The 15,052-nt window shown below is 32.7% G+C and carries 17 protein-coding genes; 14 read left to right on the top strand and 3 right to left on the bottom strand.

What is annotated here, in order from left to right:
* The first annotated feature begins 1 nt into the window (after window position 1).
* Both HMPREF3239_RS03115 and HMPREF3239_RS03110 read left to right on the top strand, forming a co-directional pair.
* Window positions 2-382, top strand: coding sequence for a GtrA family protein (locus tag HMPREF3239_RS03115; RefSeq protein WP_070854673.1), 381 nt, complete (start codon window positions 2-4; stop codon window positions 380-382).
* A 211-nt stretch (window positions 383-593) separates the two neighbouring features.
* The gene (locus HMPREF3239_RS03110) at window positions 594-1,475 is read left to right on the top strand and encodes a cation diffusion facilitator family transporter (protein ID WP_053028716.1); all 882 of its coding nucleotides are present in this window, start codon (window positions 594-596) and stop codon (window positions 1,473-1,475) included.
* Window positions 1,476-1,831: 356 nt separating this feature from the next.
* Here HMPREF3239_RS03110 and HMPREF3239_RS03105 read toward each other — a convergent pair whose 3' ends face one another.
* Entirely contained in the window at window positions 1,832-2,353 is a 522-nt protein-coding gene (locus HMPREF3239_RS03105; RefSeq protein ID WP_070854672.1) for an aggregation-promoting factor C-terminal-like domain-containing protein, read from the bottom strand.
* 512 nt (window positions 2,354-2,865) lie between these two features.
* Here HMPREF3239_RS03105 and HMPREF3239_RS03100 point away from each other — a divergent pair.
* A complete protein-coding gene (locus HMPREF3239_RS03100; RefSeq protein ID WP_070854671.1) occupies window positions 2,866-3,552 on the top strand; it encodes a 2,3-diphosphoglycerate-dependent phosphoglycerate mutase in 687 nt (228 codons plus the stop codon).
* Window positions 3,553-3,646: 94 nt separating this feature from the next.
* Here the strand turns inward: HMPREF3239_RS03100 and HMPREF3239_RS12260 are convergent, their stop codons facing one another.
* Entirely contained in the window at window positions 3,647-3,760 is a 114-nt protein-coding gene (locus HMPREF3239_RS12260) for a putative metal homeostasis protein (RefSeq protein WP_107629047.1), read from the bottom strand.
* A gap of 167 nt (window positions 3,761-3,927) precedes the next feature.
* Here HMPREF3239_RS12260 and HMPREF3239_RS03095 point away from each other — a divergent pair, with 167 nt between their 5' ends.
* The 4 genes from HMPREF3239_RS03095 to HMPREF3239_RS03080 all read left to right on the top strand — a co-directional run bounded on the left by HMPREF3239_RS03095 (window position 3,928) and on the right by HMPREF3239_RS03080 (window position 7,872).
* Complete coding sequence (locus tag HMPREF3239_RS03095) at window positions 3,928-5,379, top strand: MDR family MFS transporter (RefSeq protein ID WP_070854670.1); 1,452 nt, start codon at window positions 3,928-3,930, stop codon at window positions 5,377-5,379.
* 264 nt (window positions 5,380-5,643) lie between these two features.
* A complete protein-coding gene (locus HMPREF3239_RS03090; protein ID WP_053028713.1) occupies window positions 5,644-6,444 on the top strand; it encodes a transporter substrate-binding domain-containing protein in 801 nt (266 codons plus the stop codon).
* Complete coding sequence (locus HMPREF3239_RS03085) at window positions 6,425-7,144, top strand: amino acid ABC transporter permease (protein WP_070854669.1); 720 nt, start codon at window positions 6,425-6,427, stop codon at window positions 7,142-7,144. Before HMPREF3239_RS03090 ends, HMPREF3239_RS03085 begins: the two co-directional genes overlap by 20 nt.
* Complete coding sequence (locus HMPREF3239_RS03080; protein WP_053028712.1) at window positions 7,141-7,872, top strand: amino acid ABC transporter ATP-binding protein; 732 nt, start codon at window positions 7,141-7,143, stop codon at window positions 7,870-7,872. The genes HMPREF3239_RS03085 and HMPREF3239_RS03080 overlap by 4 nt, the downstream gene beginning before the upstream one ends.
* A gap of 73 nt (window positions 7,873-7,945) precedes the next feature.
* Here the strand turns inward: HMPREF3239_RS03080 and HMPREF3239_RS03075 are convergent, their stop codons facing one another.
* Window positions 7,946-9,190: an aminoacyltransferase gene (locus tag HMPREF3239_RS03075; protein WP_070854668.1), complete on the bottom strand. Its 1,245-nt coding sequence runs from the start codon at window positions 9,188-9,190 to the stop codon at window positions 7,946-7,948.
* A 254-nt stretch (window positions 9,191-9,444) separates the two neighbouring features.
* On the opposite strand from HMPREF3239_RS03075, the gene HMPREF3239_RS03070 reads away from it, so the two are divergent.
* The 7 genes from HMPREF3239_RS03070 (at window position 9,445) to HMPREF3239_RS03040 (ending at window position 14,909) form a co-directional block, all read left to right on the top strand.
* On the top strand, window positions 9,445-9,804 hold the full coding sequence (locus HMPREF3239_RS03070) for a DUF4467 domain-containing protein (protein ID WP_053028710.1): 360 nt from the start codon (window positions 9,445-9,447) through the stop codon (window positions 9,802-9,804).
* 22 nt (window positions 9,805-9,826) lie between these two features.
* On the top strand, window positions 9,827-10,420 hold the full coding sequence (locus HMPREF3239_RS03065; protein ID WP_053028709.1) for a DsbA family protein: 594 nt from the start codon (window positions 9,827-9,829) through the stop codon (window positions 10,418-10,420).
* A gap of 442 nt (window positions 10,421-10,862) precedes the next feature.
* Entirely contained in the window at window positions 10,863-12,413 is a 1,551-nt protein-coding gene (gene adcA / locus HMPREF3239_RS03060; RefSeq protein ID WP_070854667.1) for a zinc ABC transporter substrate-binding lipoprotein AdcA, read from the top strand.
* A 136-nt stretch (window positions 12,414-12,549) separates the two neighbouring features.
* On the top strand, window positions 12,550-13,065 hold the full coding sequence (locus HMPREF3239_RS03055) for a YceI family protein (RefSeq protein ID WP_053028707.1): 516 nt from the start codon (window positions 12,550-12,552) through the stop codon (window positions 13,063-13,065).
* A 158-nt stretch (window positions 13,066-13,223) separates the two neighbouring features.
* Entirely contained in the window at window positions 13,224-13,703 is a 480-nt protein-coding gene (locus tag HMPREF3239_RS03050; RefSeq protein WP_070854666.1) for an SRPBCC family protein, read from the top strand.
* 59 nt (window positions 13,704-13,762) lie between these two features.
* Entirely contained in the window at window positions 13,763-13,945 is a 183-nt protein-coding gene (locus tag HMPREF3239_RS03045) for a hypothetical protein (protein WP_053028706.1), read from the top strand.
* A gap of 142 nt (window positions 13,946-14,087) precedes the next feature.
* A complete protein-coding gene (locus HMPREF3239_RS03040) occupies window positions 14,088-14,909 on the top strand; it encodes a formate/nitrite transporter family protein (protein ID WP_070854665.1) in 822 nt (273 codons plus the stop codon).
* Window positions 14,910-15,052: the final 143 nt, after the last annotated feature.

Raw genomic sequence — 15,052 nt, 5'->3', positions numbered from 1 at the left:
GATGAAGTTGACTCAAACCCACTTAGAGATTATTAAATTTATAATTGTGGGGGGGATTAATACCCTTAATTATTATATTGTCTATCTAATATTATTAAAATTATGTCATGTGAATTATATGATCAGTCACATTGTTGGTTTCTTAGTGAGTTTCGTAATTTCTTACTATTTGAATTGTTATTTTGTTTATAAAGTAACGCTAACTTTAAAGAAATTTTTAAGCTTTCCTTTAACTCAAGTCATTAATATGGGAATGCAAACACTCTTACTATACGTGTTTGTTAAGTGGTTTCAATTTCCGTCTGAAATCGCACCATTTGTTGGGTTAATTATCACAATTCCAATTACGTTTATAGTTTCAAAATGGATCTTAAAAGATTAAAAAGAAGCCGTTATATTTAACTATTACAACAATGACAGCGACAGACCATAAATTGAATGATTATTAGGGGTAACAACTTAATTAATATTTAGGTTTTGCGAAAAATTTAATTCGCCTAAATATATGAAATTTATAGAAATTAAAAAACGTTGTCAATCATCTTTCGATGGTACATACTATTGATATTAAAGCATTTAAGGTGGTAGACAACATGTCTCAAAGTGAAAATCTTAAATTAGCTCAAAGAGGTGCTTATTTAAGTTTAGTAGTTTATATCATTCTATCTGTTTCTAAATATATAACAGGCTTTGTATTTGATTCAGCAGCAGTTAGAGCAGACGCTTTGAATAATATGACAGACATTATTGTATCTATTGCTGTCATTGTTGGGTTGAAAATTTCAATTAAGCCAGCAGATAAAAATCATCCTTATGGTCATTTGAAATCTGAAAATATCTCTACACTATTAGTATCATTTATTATTATGTTTGTGGGTATTCAAGTTGTGATTGAAAACGTACCTCGAATATTTACGAACGAACATCATACACCAAATGTCATTACAATTTTTGTGAGTTTAATCAGTGGACTTATTATGATTGGTGTCTTTGCAATCAATCATAGACTGGCTCAGAAGACCAAGAGTAGCTCATTAAATTCCGCGGCAAAAGATAATTTGTCAGATGGTCTTGTTAGTATAGGGACTGCGATTGGTTTAGTATTTACCCAATTCGGATTATCTATCGTCGATGTCATATTAGCGACGGTTTTAGGACTTTTAATTATTTATACAGGTTTTAGTATTTTTAAGGAGTCAATATTTGCACTGAGTGATGGTTTCAATGAGCAAGATCTTGAAGAATACCGTAATGTTGTTTTAGAAGTAGAAGACGTTAAAGACGTGAATAATCTTAAGGGACGCTATCATGGCAGTAGCATCTTTTTAGATGTAACAATTGTTGTTGATGCACATTTATCACTGCAACAGGCACATGACATTTGTGATAAAGTAGAAAATCACTTACATAGTAAAGGCATTTCTTCCGTGTACGTTCATCCCGAACCAGACACATTAAATCAAATGATTGATTAGGGGAGCGAGACAGAATTCTTTTAAATTCGTCGTCCGCTCCCAGCTTGCTTTGCTTGTGGAATTTCTTAATGAAATTCTCTCTGCTGGGGCCCCACTCCCAGCTTGCTTAGCTTGTAGAATTTCTTGATGAAATTCTCTTTGCTGGGGCCCCGACTCCCAGCTTGCTTAGCTTGTAGAATTTCTTGATGAAATTCTCTTTGTTGGGGCCCCGCCCGCAAGGATGACTAGGTTTGAAAAAAGCTTGATCTAAGCGCATTTTCAAATCAGTCAGCTACTGCGAATTTGCAAAATAGCTTCATTATATTATTTATGTCCCAGCCTTTTCTTAATATATGTTCATTTATTTATATTGGATGTTACCACCATCCGTTTGATTCACGGAAACTAATCGCAGCTTCAATAGAACCATAGCGTTCTTTAGCATATGAAATCATGCCTTTAGTTTGAGTTTCAACTGAACCATATCCCCAAGATTGATTGGTTTGTCCTAAGCCATGATATTGTCCGTTAGACGCATTAGGATCTCCACCGGATTCAGGTAAGACAATTTTCTCCCATAGTTCTTGTGTTCCTCCAGCTGCGATAAATTGTTTATATACTGAAGATGAACTTTCATCACTAGAAGCAGTAGTATTACTAGTTGATGCAGTATTTTCTGATGAAGTATCAGTAGTATTTGAAGATGTAGTTGCTGCTGATGCTACGTTTGAATATTGACCTTGTTGTGAAGGTTGAGAGTGTTGTAACTGTGTATGTTGATTATATTGACATGATTGTTGTTGGTTGTGTGTCATTTCACTTGCGTGCGCTTGACCTGATTGTAATCCTGCGGCACCTAAAGATACCATCGTCATTAACGTAAATATTGATTTCTTCATATTAAATAATCTCCTTTAAAATTGGTTTTTGTAATGTAACTAAAATTACTAAATTTAAGCTAAGGTAATTCAATATTATGAATTAACCAAAGTATTCGCAGTAGCTGACTTAAATGCATAGGGACTTAAACGAAATGATGCGCAATTTTAGTCAGCGCTTTGAATTAATAGCATTTAGTCACGGTATCCCAATATGTCTTGCTGTTGATTACGGTAGATACACTATAGCACCTTAATTGATGACATAGGTTACTACAAAATCAAAAAAACATATCAAAGATGTACTGAAGATAACGAACATGACAAAATGACGTCATTTATGGCATTCAGGGACTGAATCTTAGATATTATGAAATTTGGCGAAATAGTTTTATAATAAATGTAATAGAAAAAGAGTAAGTCACTTGTTGCAAAGCATAGGGAAGTAAATTTTAAATTAGAAGTTAGGCATTGATTGATGACATGCTAAATGGAATCATACAATCGATCTAACGTATAGGAAGGTGTTTTACATGCCAAAATTAATTTTATGTCGTCACGGTCAAAGTGAATGGAATGCTAAAAATTTATTTACAGGTTGGGAAGATGTTCAACTATCTGAACAGGGACGTAATGAAGCCATAACATCTGGGCGTAAATTAAAAGAAAATGGCATTGAAATTGATGTAGCGTTTACTTCATTATTAACGAGAGCATTAGAAACAACTCAGTTTTTATTAGCTGAATCAGATCAAGAATGGATTCCAGTCCATAAGAGCTGGCGTTTAAATGAACGCCATTATGGTAAATTACAAGGACTTAATAAAGATGAAGCACGTAAAGAATTTGGTGAAGAACAAGTGCATCAATGGCGACGTTCATATGATGTTAAACCACCTGCACAAACTGAAGAACAACGTGAATCTTATTTAAAAGATCGCCGTTATAGACATTTAGATCATCGTATGATGCCTTATTCAGAAAGTTTAAAAACGACATTAGAACGAGTGGTACCCATTTGGACAGATAAAATTTCTCAACACCTATTAGATGGAGAAACTGTTTTAGTCGCTGCACATGGTAATTCAATTCGTGCGTTAATTAAATATTTGGATCATGTATCTGATGAAGATATTATTGGATATGAAATTAAAACAGGTGCACCGCTCATTTACGAATTAGATGACAATTTAAATGTCATTGATCATTATTATTTATAATTCATAAATTAAAGGAGTAGTACAAGTAATGCTATGCGATAGATTACATGTGCTACTCCTTTTTAGGAGTTATTTATGGAAGAAATGGATTGTATTAAGCTGATTTACGATTGCGTTTGTGTTGTTTGATGATTTTTAATGCACGCTTGCGCGTTTTGATATTAGGACTGTTCAAATTACGACGTGCTGTTTGTAAATCTAGTTTCATATTTGATTCCTCCTTTTTAAAAGCATAAAGGAAAATAGTAAAAATGTAAATAGGAATTATTACGATTTATAAAAATAATATTAATATCGTATATGAAAATCAAAAAATGATATGTATAATAGTCAAATGGTTCTATTGAGCGCATAAATAGATAAAAGGGGAATAGTATGTCACATAAACAAAAATTAGCAATGATATTTACAATGTTACTTGGTGGATTCTTTGGATTGCTTAATGAAACATTACTTACCACAGCATTGCCGAGTATCATGAAGGATTTCAATATTGAATATTCACAAGTTCAATGGTTAACAACAGCATTCTTACTCACTAATGGTGTTGTCATTCCGTTATCTGCATTTATTATACAGCGATACTCTACGAGACAAGTCTTCTTAACTGGAATTGTCATCTTCTTCCTTGGGACGATGCTAGGTGGTTTTAGTCCGAACTTTACGATACTTTTAATTGCACGAATTATACAAGCTTTAGGCTCAGGTATTATGATGCCATTGATGATGACGACCATTCTAGATATCTTTCAACCGCATGAACGTGGTAAATATATGGGGATGTTTGGACTCGTTATAGGTCTTGCTCCAGCCATTGGACCTACATTATCTGGTTATTTAGTGGAATATTTTAATTGGCGATCATTGTTCCATGTCGTTGCACCGATTTTAGCAATCACATTTCTGATTGCATTAAAAATTATTAAAAATGTAGGAACAACCGTTAGAACACCTATCGATCTCATTTCTATCGCATTATCAATACTAGGTTTTGGTGGATTGTTATACGGTGTAAGTTCTATTTCTAGTGATGGATGGGATGATCCGCTTGTCTTGACCACGGTTATTGGTGGCTTAATATTAGTAGGTTTGTTTATTTGGCGCCAAGAAAAACTTGATAATCCGTTATTGAGCTTTAAAGTATTTAAGAATAAGGAGTTTGCAGTTGGATTATCGATAATGGCTGCAACCATGATTTCAATGATTGGTTCTGAAACAGTATTGCCAATGTTTGTACAAAACTTGCTAGGTCGAACACCGATTGACTCAGGACTTATCTTACTTCCAGGTGCCATTGTGATGGCCATCATGTCGATTATTTCAGGGTGGTTATATGAAACGTTTGGGGCTAAGGTATTAGCGATTATAGGTATGTTTATTGTACTTGTAACGACATCGTACTTTGTAGTGATGGACGAGCATACGTCAACCATTATGTTGGCTACGATTTATGCAATTCGTATGATTGGTATCGCATTGGGCTTAATGCCAATTATGACACATACAATGAATCAACTAACACCAGAACTTAATGCACATGGTTCGTCAATGACAAATACCATTCAACAAATTGCTGGTTCAATTGGAACAGCAGGCTTGATTACGATATTAAGTACAGCAAGTAAAAACTTTCAACCGACAATGAGTGATTATCACGGTATGAATAAAACTGAAACGGCAGGACAAATACAGATTGATGCTATGCTTCATGGTTACCATTCAGGGTTTATGTTTGCTGTAATAATTACGATTATTAGTTTATTGCTTACATTTTTAATTAAAAGCAAGAAAAAAGTAAAGGCTGAAGCGGAGTTGGAAGATCAATAAGTTAATAATTTATTGCACGAAACGATAAGAGATCAAGACGAGCGTGATTTGGAAAATACTTGATATTCCAATGTAGCTTTAGGAATGTCATCCATGTCTTCCTAAAACATAAACGCTTTATGTCTTGGTCTCTTTTTATTGTCATTAATATCCAAACATTCTGAACACTTAATTAAACATAAAAATAATGTTGACTATTCCTACCTATGAGATTAGAATTAATTTATTCTGACTAATCTAATAGGAATATGGAGGACAAGGTAGATGAAAAGACTTTTATTTGTTGCTTTAGCACTTATCTTTGTGTTAGCTGCTTGTGGAAATGGAGGATCATCAGATAAAAATAGTGATTCTAAATCAAGTAGTAGCAATAGTGATAGTAAAACACTGAAAGTAGGAACTGAAGGTACATATGCACCATTCACTTTCCATAATAAACAAGACAAATTAACTGGTTACGATATTGATGTCATCAAAGCAGTTGCAAAAGAAAAAGGTTACAAACTTAAATTCAATGAAACATCATGGGATTCAATGTTTGCTGGCTTAGACGCTAAACGTTTTGATGTGATTGCTAACCAAGTAGGTGTAAATAAAGAAAGAGAGAATAAATATAAATTCTCTACACCTTACACGTATTCAAGCGCAGTTTTAGTAGTTCGTGAAAATGAAAAAGATATCAAATCATTTGATGATGTTAAAGGTAAGAAAATGGCGCAAACATTTACGTCAAACTATGGTCAATTAGCTAAAGATAAAGGCGCAGATATTACGAAAGTTGATGGCTTTAACCAAGCGATGGACTTATTATTATCTAATCGTGTTGATGGTACATTTAACGATAGCTTATCTTACTTAGACTATAAAAAACAAAAACCAAATGCTAAAATCAAAGCAATCAAAGGTAATGCAGAACAAAGTAAATCAGCATTTGCATTTAATAAAGATGTTGATGAAAAAGTTGTATCTGATTTCAATGATGGCATTAAAACATTAAAAGAAAATGGCGAATTAGCAAAAATTGGTAAGAAATGGTTCGGTGAAAATGTTTCTGAGCCTAAATAGTCAACAACAACATGCATTAGATGCGGCAGGGCAAGCATTTGGACCGATGTTGGAAGGATTATTAAAATATTCTATTCCAATTACCATTGTTACATTTATCTTAGGTTTGATCATTGCTTTATTTACAGCGTTAATGCGTATTTCAACAAGTAAAGTTTTAAAAGGTATTGCACGTGTTTATGTGTCAATTATTCGTGGTACACCGATGATCGTTCAATTATTCATTATCTTTTATGGTATTCCTGAACTAGAGCGTTTATTAACGGGTAACGCTGATGAACAATGGACATTATCATCCGTTGTATCAGCTATCATTGGTTTATCTCTTAATGTTGGTGCGTATGCATCAGAAATTATACGTGGTGGAATTATTTCAATACCTAAAGGTCAAACTGAAGCGGCTTATTCTATAGGGATGAACTATAGACAAACCATTCAAAGAATTATATTGCCACAAGCGATTCGTGTTTCAATTCCAGCTTTAGGTAATACATTCTTAAGTTTAATTAAAGATACATCATTACTTGGCTTTATCTTGGTAGCAGAAATGTTCCGTAAAGCTCAAGAAGTCGCTTCTACAACTTATGAGTATTTCACAATTTATATACTTGTAGCTGTTATGTATTGGGTAGTATGTTTCATCATTTCAGTTATTCAAAGCTTCTATGAATCATATATTGAAAGAGGGTATAACTCATGATTGAATTAAGTGGCATCCATAAATCGTTCAATGATAAAGAAGTCATTAAAGGTATTGATTTAAATGTAGATAAAGGGGAAGTCGTGACACTGATTGGACGATCTGGTTCAGGTAAGACGACATTACTACGTATGATTAATGCTTTAGAAATTCCAACTGAAGGTAACGTAACGGTTAATGGTGAAAGCTACACAGCTAACAATAAAAAGTCTCAAATAAGCGTACGCAAGCAATCGGGTATGGTATTTCAAAGTTATAACCTATTTCCGCATAAATCAGCATTGGAAAATGTTATGGAAGGGTTAGTGACGGTTAAGAAAATGAATAAAGCAGATGCTAAAGAAAGAGCGATGGGGTTACTTGAAAAAGTTGGTTTAACAAGTGTTAAAGATCAACGCCCACATGCGCTATCAGGTGGTCAACAACAACGTGTAGCCATTGCTAGAGCGTTAGCAATGAATCCACAAGTAATGCTATTTGACGAGCCAACATCTGCTTTAGACCCAGAATTAGTGAATGATGTCCTTAGAGTAATCAAGGAATTAGCTGATGAAGGTATGACAATGGTGATTGTAACGCATGAAATGCGATTTGCACGCCAAGTCTCAAATAAAATCGTCTTTATACATGAAGGACGTATAGGTGAACAAGGTTCTCCAGACGAGATGTTCAATCATCCAAAGACTGAAGAATTACGTCGCTTCCTAAATGTAATCAATGAAGACTAATAACAAAACACTTCCTAAAGTACATTTGAGTACTTTAGGAAGTGTTTTTTAGTTGAAATGTTTTTTATCATGCTTATTTACGATCTAAAAGTTGCATAACTCGGTATGCGAAAGGTTTGATAGGTTTGATGAAATCACCAATATATTCATACACATTCGCGTTGAATCCTTTTTTGAATTGTTGAACACCGAAGTCTTCAGCATTTTCACTAAAGTCACCAGTGATACCGTAGAAATTATAACGATCAACGTTATGTTCTTTCGCAAATTTAATCATGTCCCATTGTAAGCGATACGCACCCATGTACGCATTATATTTAGGGTTTGAGCCACTGGATAGATAATATACTTCATGGTCATTATATAAATATAAAGCAGCGGCTAGATTAAGTATTTCGCCTTCTTGGGCAATTTTATCTTTCGTTTCATTTAATTTACGTTCGTTACTATCAACTTGTTGTTGTATTTGCGTGCGCTTATTTTTATTTTTCTTAGAATTCGGATTTTCTTTCAACACTGCATCAACGTCCGCTAATTGTTGTGTTAATGTATCATGCTTCTCTTGAAGAGTAGATAAATAATCTTTTAAATCGATATAAGCAAGTTTTAGCATAGCATGGTCTTTGTATGTTTTTTGCATTTCATAAAAGTAAGGTTTGTCTCTAAATTTGAAACCATGTTTTTCTTCGGCCATTTGGAACAATTCGAAGAAAGTATCTGTTTCATCCATAGGAAGTGTTCTTACTTTTACACCCATTTCATACGTTTTTTTAATATTACGACGAGTTTGATAGTCCATTTCTTTAAGCAGTTGATCTTCTGACTTGTCTTTTAAATCTAAGATAGATAACCAACGTATTTGACTCATTGTACTGTAACCAACTGACCACCCTTGATGTTTATAACCTAGTTCTTCCAACGTTTTGATTACGGCACGATTATCATAGCTCTCCAAAATTTCTCCGTCTGCGTTACGTAAGTTCTCTAAAATATATGGATCAACTAAGACATATAGGCAATTGTGCTTTTTTAAATAGCGTGTTAATGATTTAAAGAAAAAGTGAACCAATTCAATATTACTGTAGTCCATTACCGGTCCACGATGTGTATAAAAATATTTGAATACTTTTAATGCACGCGCTTCAGTCATTAATGTAGCAGCGATAACGTTGTCACTGTCATCTTTGACACCTACAATGTGTACATCACCCTTTAATTCACTTCTATTATCAAAGTGAATTCGTGATTGCGTATAATGTGAGAAATGACTGGACGTAAATTTCTCAAATTCCCCCGATGTTAAAGTTACGAATTTCATATTCATCTACTCCTCTGTATTTTTAAGAATTATCATCTATTTTACCAAATAACTACATCTATTACACAAAATAACTAATTAAATTACATCGTACTTTAGTTGTAGACGGAAATTTATATTTAATTTATAATAATAAAAATTTTTAGAAATGTAAATTTTTATGAACTAGCGCATAATCTAAAACCATTGTATGATAGTATTTGCAACAGAAGTATAAGATGAGATTTATAGAATTGGGCAATAGGAGTGAATGTATGAAACGTATATTAGTTATGTTAACTTTAGGTATCGTATTGCTAGCAGCATGCGGTAATGATAAATATGTAGATAAAATAGATAAAGCTGTAAAAATGCAAGATCAAAAGCAAGAACAGATGGCTAAGCATGATACAGGCGATATGGTTAAACACTTTGATAAAAAAGATGCGAATATTTATGTTTATGAAGATGGTAAGTATGTTGTTTTAGCTTATAAGCCATTAAGTAATAATGAGGAAGTTCATTACTACACATATCAATTTGATGGGAAAAAGGGAAAATATCTGGATAACTTCGATACAAAGCAATATATAGAATCACATGATGCTGATTATAAAGAAGAAAACATGAATTAATACAAAATGAAAAGGAGCATCTATGAAGAAAATCATTTCAATTATAAGCATGTTGATGGTTATCATCGTCATCATGAGTGCATGTGCTAACAATAAAGAGAAACAACCACCTAAAACAAAAAATGGGAAGATTTTAATCGTTGAGTATGGAGATTTTAAATGTCCGTACTGTAAAAAAGTTGAAGAGAACGTCATGCCGACAATAAAAAAAGACTATATTGATACGAATAAAGTCGAGTACCAATTTGTAAATGCTGGATTTCTAGATAAAGACTCTATAGTTGGTTCAAGAGCTGGCAATGCAGTACAAGAGGTTGCGCCTAATAAATACTTAACATTTCAACATAATGTATTTGCCAACCAAAAAGACGAAAATAAAAAGTGGCTGACTGAAGACTTTTTAGACAGAGAAATTGATAAATTAGATATTACAAGTCAACAGAAATCAGAAATTAAAAAACAATATAAAACTAAAAATAGTGACGCTTGGAAAAAAGCTGACGAACAAAAGAAACTAACAGAAGATAATAAAATTGACACAGTTCCAACTGTTTTTATCAATGGTAAAAAAGTAAAGGATCCATACAAAGTTAAAGAGTGGACGAAATACTTATAATGCAGAACTGAACGTGTCATAAGCATTAACACTAAAATTGATATACGCCCTTCGAAGTAAACATTGAAAAATGAAACTTTGAAGGGCGTTTTTGTCATCCGGGGCCCCAGCAAAAAGAATTTCACCCAGAAATTCGACAAGCAAAGCAAGCTGGGGTGGGGCCCTCAGCAAAAAGAATTTCACCCAGAAATTCAACAAGCAAAGCAAGCTGGGGTGGTCCAGTATAGAAAATCATGCTACTAGCGTGAAGTGAAGGTTTAAATTTCAAAAGCATTGATTCTAATAATGATAACCAAGTATCGAGAGATTAATATAATAAATCTATTTTAATCGATGTCATTTCTTTAAAACGATGAATAAGAAAATTAAAAAAACTATTGTAATTTTATACAAATGAAGCTATACTTTTAAATCGTAATTATTACTATTTAGGAGGAATATTATGAAGCGATTTTTAAGTCTTACCGTTTTATTATCTATAATATTATGTGTTTTAGTAGCTTGCGGAAAAGAAGATAGTTCTAATAAGGAGTCAAAGGATGGCGATAAAATCAATGTGTCTACAACCGTTTATCCTTTACAATCTTTTATAGAACAAATAGGTGGTAATCATGTGAATGTATCATCCATTTATCCTGCTGGCTCAGACTTACATGATTATGAACCAACTCAGAAAGACATGTTAAAGGTTAATAAATCTGATTTATTCGTGTATACAGGTGACGATTTAGATCCAGTCGCTAAGAAAGTTGCAGCAACAATTAAAGATGATAAAAAGAAAGTATCATTACAAGATAAATTAGACCGTTCAACATTACTCACAGATCAGCATGAACACGGTGATGAAGAACATGCAGATTCACATGAACATCATCACCATCATCATGGCGGATATGATCCACACGTATGGTTAGATCCTGAGAAAAATAAAATCTTTGCTAAAGAAATTAAAGATCAGTTAGTAGCTAAAGATCCAAAGCATAAAAATGAATATGAGAAAAATTTTAAAAAATTAGAAAAATCGTTAGATGACATTGACAATAAATTAAAAGACATTACTAAAGATAAACAAGGTAATGCTGTATTTATTTCACATGAATCTTTAGGTTATCTCGCAGATCGCTATGGCTTTGTTCAAAAGGGAATTCAAAATATGAACGCTGAAGACCCTTCTCAAAAAGCACTTACACAATTAGTTAAAGAGATTAATGATAAAAATGTTAAATACATATTATACGAAGATAATGTTGCCAATAAAGTGACTGAGACAATCAGAAAAGAAACCAACGCCAAGCCATTAAAATTCTATAATATGGAGTCACTAAATAAAGAACAATCTAAAGACACATCAATAAATTATCAAACATTAATGAACAAAAATATTGAAGCTTTAGATAAAGCATTGGATTCCAATATAAAAGTACAAGACGACAAAGCTGAACATAAGCATGACAAAGCAATTTCAGATGGTTATTTTAAAGATGAGCAAGTTAAAAATCGTGCGCTATCAGATTATGAAGGTGAATGGCAATCAGTTTATCCTTATTTAAAAAATGGTGATTTAGATGATGTTATGAAACATAAATCTGAAGAAGATAGCAGTATGACCGCAAAAGAATATAAAGCATACTATGAAAAAGGTTATAAAACTGATATTTCTAATATTCATATTGAAGGTGACAACATTACTTTTGAAAAAAATGGGAATAAGGTAACTGGGACGTATGAATATGTCGGTAAAAAAATCTTAGATTATAAGAAAGGTAATCGCGGTGTAAGATTTATTTATAAATTGACAAACAATGATACGCCATCATTACCGAAATATGTTCAGTTTAGTGATCATAATATTGCACCTAAGAAAGCTGAACATTTCCATATCTTTATGGGTGATAACAATGAAACATTACTTAAAGAAATGGATCACTGGCCAACGTACTATCCTGCTTCATTAGATAAGGATGATATCAAAGAAGAAATGTTAGCACATTAAATCATTTAAATGTGAGTCGTTTTACTTGTATTTCTAATTAAGTTGTTTTATTATACTAAGTATAATAATTATACAAACTATCGTACTGGTTTTCAGCTACGTAGTTTCATAATTTAAATATTGGAGGTATGTAAACATGGCTAATTTAAATTTAGACCCAGCACATTCAGGAGTTAACTTTTCTATTCAACACTTAGTTGTATCAAATGTTAAAGGACGTTTTAACGAATTTGACGCTAACATTTCAGGTGATTTTAACGATTTAAGTTCATTACAAGGTACGTTTACTGTTAAAGCAAATTCAATTGATACGAAAGTAGCAGATCGTGATAATCATCTTAAAAGCGCAGATTTCTTAGACGCTGAAAACTATCCAGAAATTAAATTTGAAATTACAAAAGTAGATGAAAAATCAGTTACTGGTAACTTAACAATGAAAGACCAAACACATGAAGAAACATTTGATTTAGATTATAAAGGTATTAGCTTAAACCCACTTAACGGTAAAAATACAGCTGGTTTAGTTATTACTGGTAATCTTAATCGTGAAAAATATGGTATTACATTTAACCAACAACTTGAAACTGGCGGATTCTTATTAGGCAAAGACTTACATGTTGAATTCGATTTAGAATTTCCACTTGAAGACTAATCATTCGTCACAATAAATACGACATATAAGCATAGACTCCCTTCAAAGTAGACATTGAGATCATGTGAATTTTGAAGGGAGTTTTTTTATATCTTTGTATTAAAAATAAATAACTGGTAAATTCAGAGTGAGTTATTTTTAAAAGTAGGGGGATTAACATGTCAATTCAGATCAAAGATAATAAAATTATATTTACGAGAACGTTCGAAGCACCAATTAATGAAGTGTTTGAATCGTACACAACGAAAGCGTTATTTGAGCAATGGTTCCATCCTCAAGGAGGCAAAACAAAGGTATATCGTTTTAATCCGGTTGCCGGTGGAGATGCTTTCTTTGCGATTGAAATGCCAGAACAAACAAGTTATACACTTACAGAATATAAAAAAGTCGAAAAACCGCATCACATTAAATACTTTGATTTTTTTGCTACGCCTCAAGGTGAAAAAGATACAACATTACCTGGTATGCAAATTTTCATGGATTTTACTTCAGAATCAGAGGAGCGCACGCGTGTTACGTCAACTTCAATTTTTCCAACGAAAGATGCTGCGCAACAAGCACTTGATATGGGTGTAGAAGCGGGAATGAATTCTACGTTAGACCAACTTGATGCACTATTGAAACGTAAAAAGTCATAAGGATGTCAAAAAATCTCACTAAATTTACGTTATAATGTAGATGAAATGAGGTTGATGAAATGAAGGAAAGATATTTGAAAGTACTTGCTTTGTTTTCAGTTAGTACTTTAATCCCTACAATCCTATTGAATTCAAAAGCGATTGATAATAGTGCAATTAAATATGTGTTAAGAACTGCATTAGGCTATGGTATCTTTGCTACAGGATTGCGTTATTTATCTAGACTTAAATCACAAAAATAGTAAATCTCAAAGTGAGGTGGCATCGTGTTTACACGACACGAGCTCACCTCACTTTTTTGATGTATGAAATTTAATCTATTCATGTTTTCTTAAAAAATATATAATTGAAACATAACTTGAAAAGGATGTAGGGGGCATACATATGTTGAAGAACAATAAAACGGTTGAAGATACCCACGCAACTCGTGATATTGTAGAAGCGGCTGTTGGACAAGTTCAAACGAAAGAAATTATGGGAAAGAAAACGCCTGGACGATACGCTTTGAAAGCGATGATGTCAGGGTTTTTATTAGCAATCGTAACTGTATTCATGTTAGCAATTAAAACACAATTTGCTGGAACTAACGAAGGATTAGTTAATTTATTGGGTGCGATTGCGTTTAGTTTAGCTTTAGTTTTAATTGTATTAACTAATTCAGAATTATTGACCAGTAATTTTATGTATTTAACGGTAGGCTGGTACTATAGAGCGATTACTATTAATAAGATGCTACTCATTTTCTTATTCTGCTTTATTGGAAATATTATTGGCGGATTTATTTTATTTTTCTTAATGAAAGGGACGCATATAATGACGCCGGAAATGATTGCCAGTTTAAGTAAAACAGTACATATGAAGACAGTAGAATCAACATGGCTAAATATTTTAGTTAAAGCCATCTTTTGTAACTTCTTTATTAATATTGGTATTTATGTATCTATGTTATTTAAAGAAGGATTAGCAAGAGCATTCTTTATTGCGGCAGGAGTTGTGGTGTTCGTATTTATGGGTTATGAACACGTTGTCTTTAATGCAGGCTTATATGCAGGAATGATGTTTTATAATTTAGATGCACTTTCATGGTTAGATGTTATCAAAAATATTGTGTTTGCTTTAATTGGTAACTATATCGGTGGGGGTATCTTTATTGGTTTAGTTTATGCCTATTTGAATGGTTCACGTGATAGTTTAATTAATAAATAAGGCGGATTGGTTGAGATCAACGGCTGGGATAATGAATTCACTAGGAATTCTACCCTATGTTTGTCTCAACTTTTTTATTAGTGACAAATTAACCAACAGACTTGACTTGATTAGTAGAAAAACATATGATTTTAATCAACATT

Origin of the sequence: Staphylococcus sp. HMSC34C02 (assembly GCF_001838705.1) — a bacterium.
Taxonomy (GTDB): Bacteria; Bacillota; Bacilli; order Staphylococcales; family Staphylococcaceae; genus Staphylococcus; species Staphylococcus borealis.
Note: the sequence above shows the minus strand (reverse complement) of the source record. Positions and strands in the feature narration are given on the sequence as shown.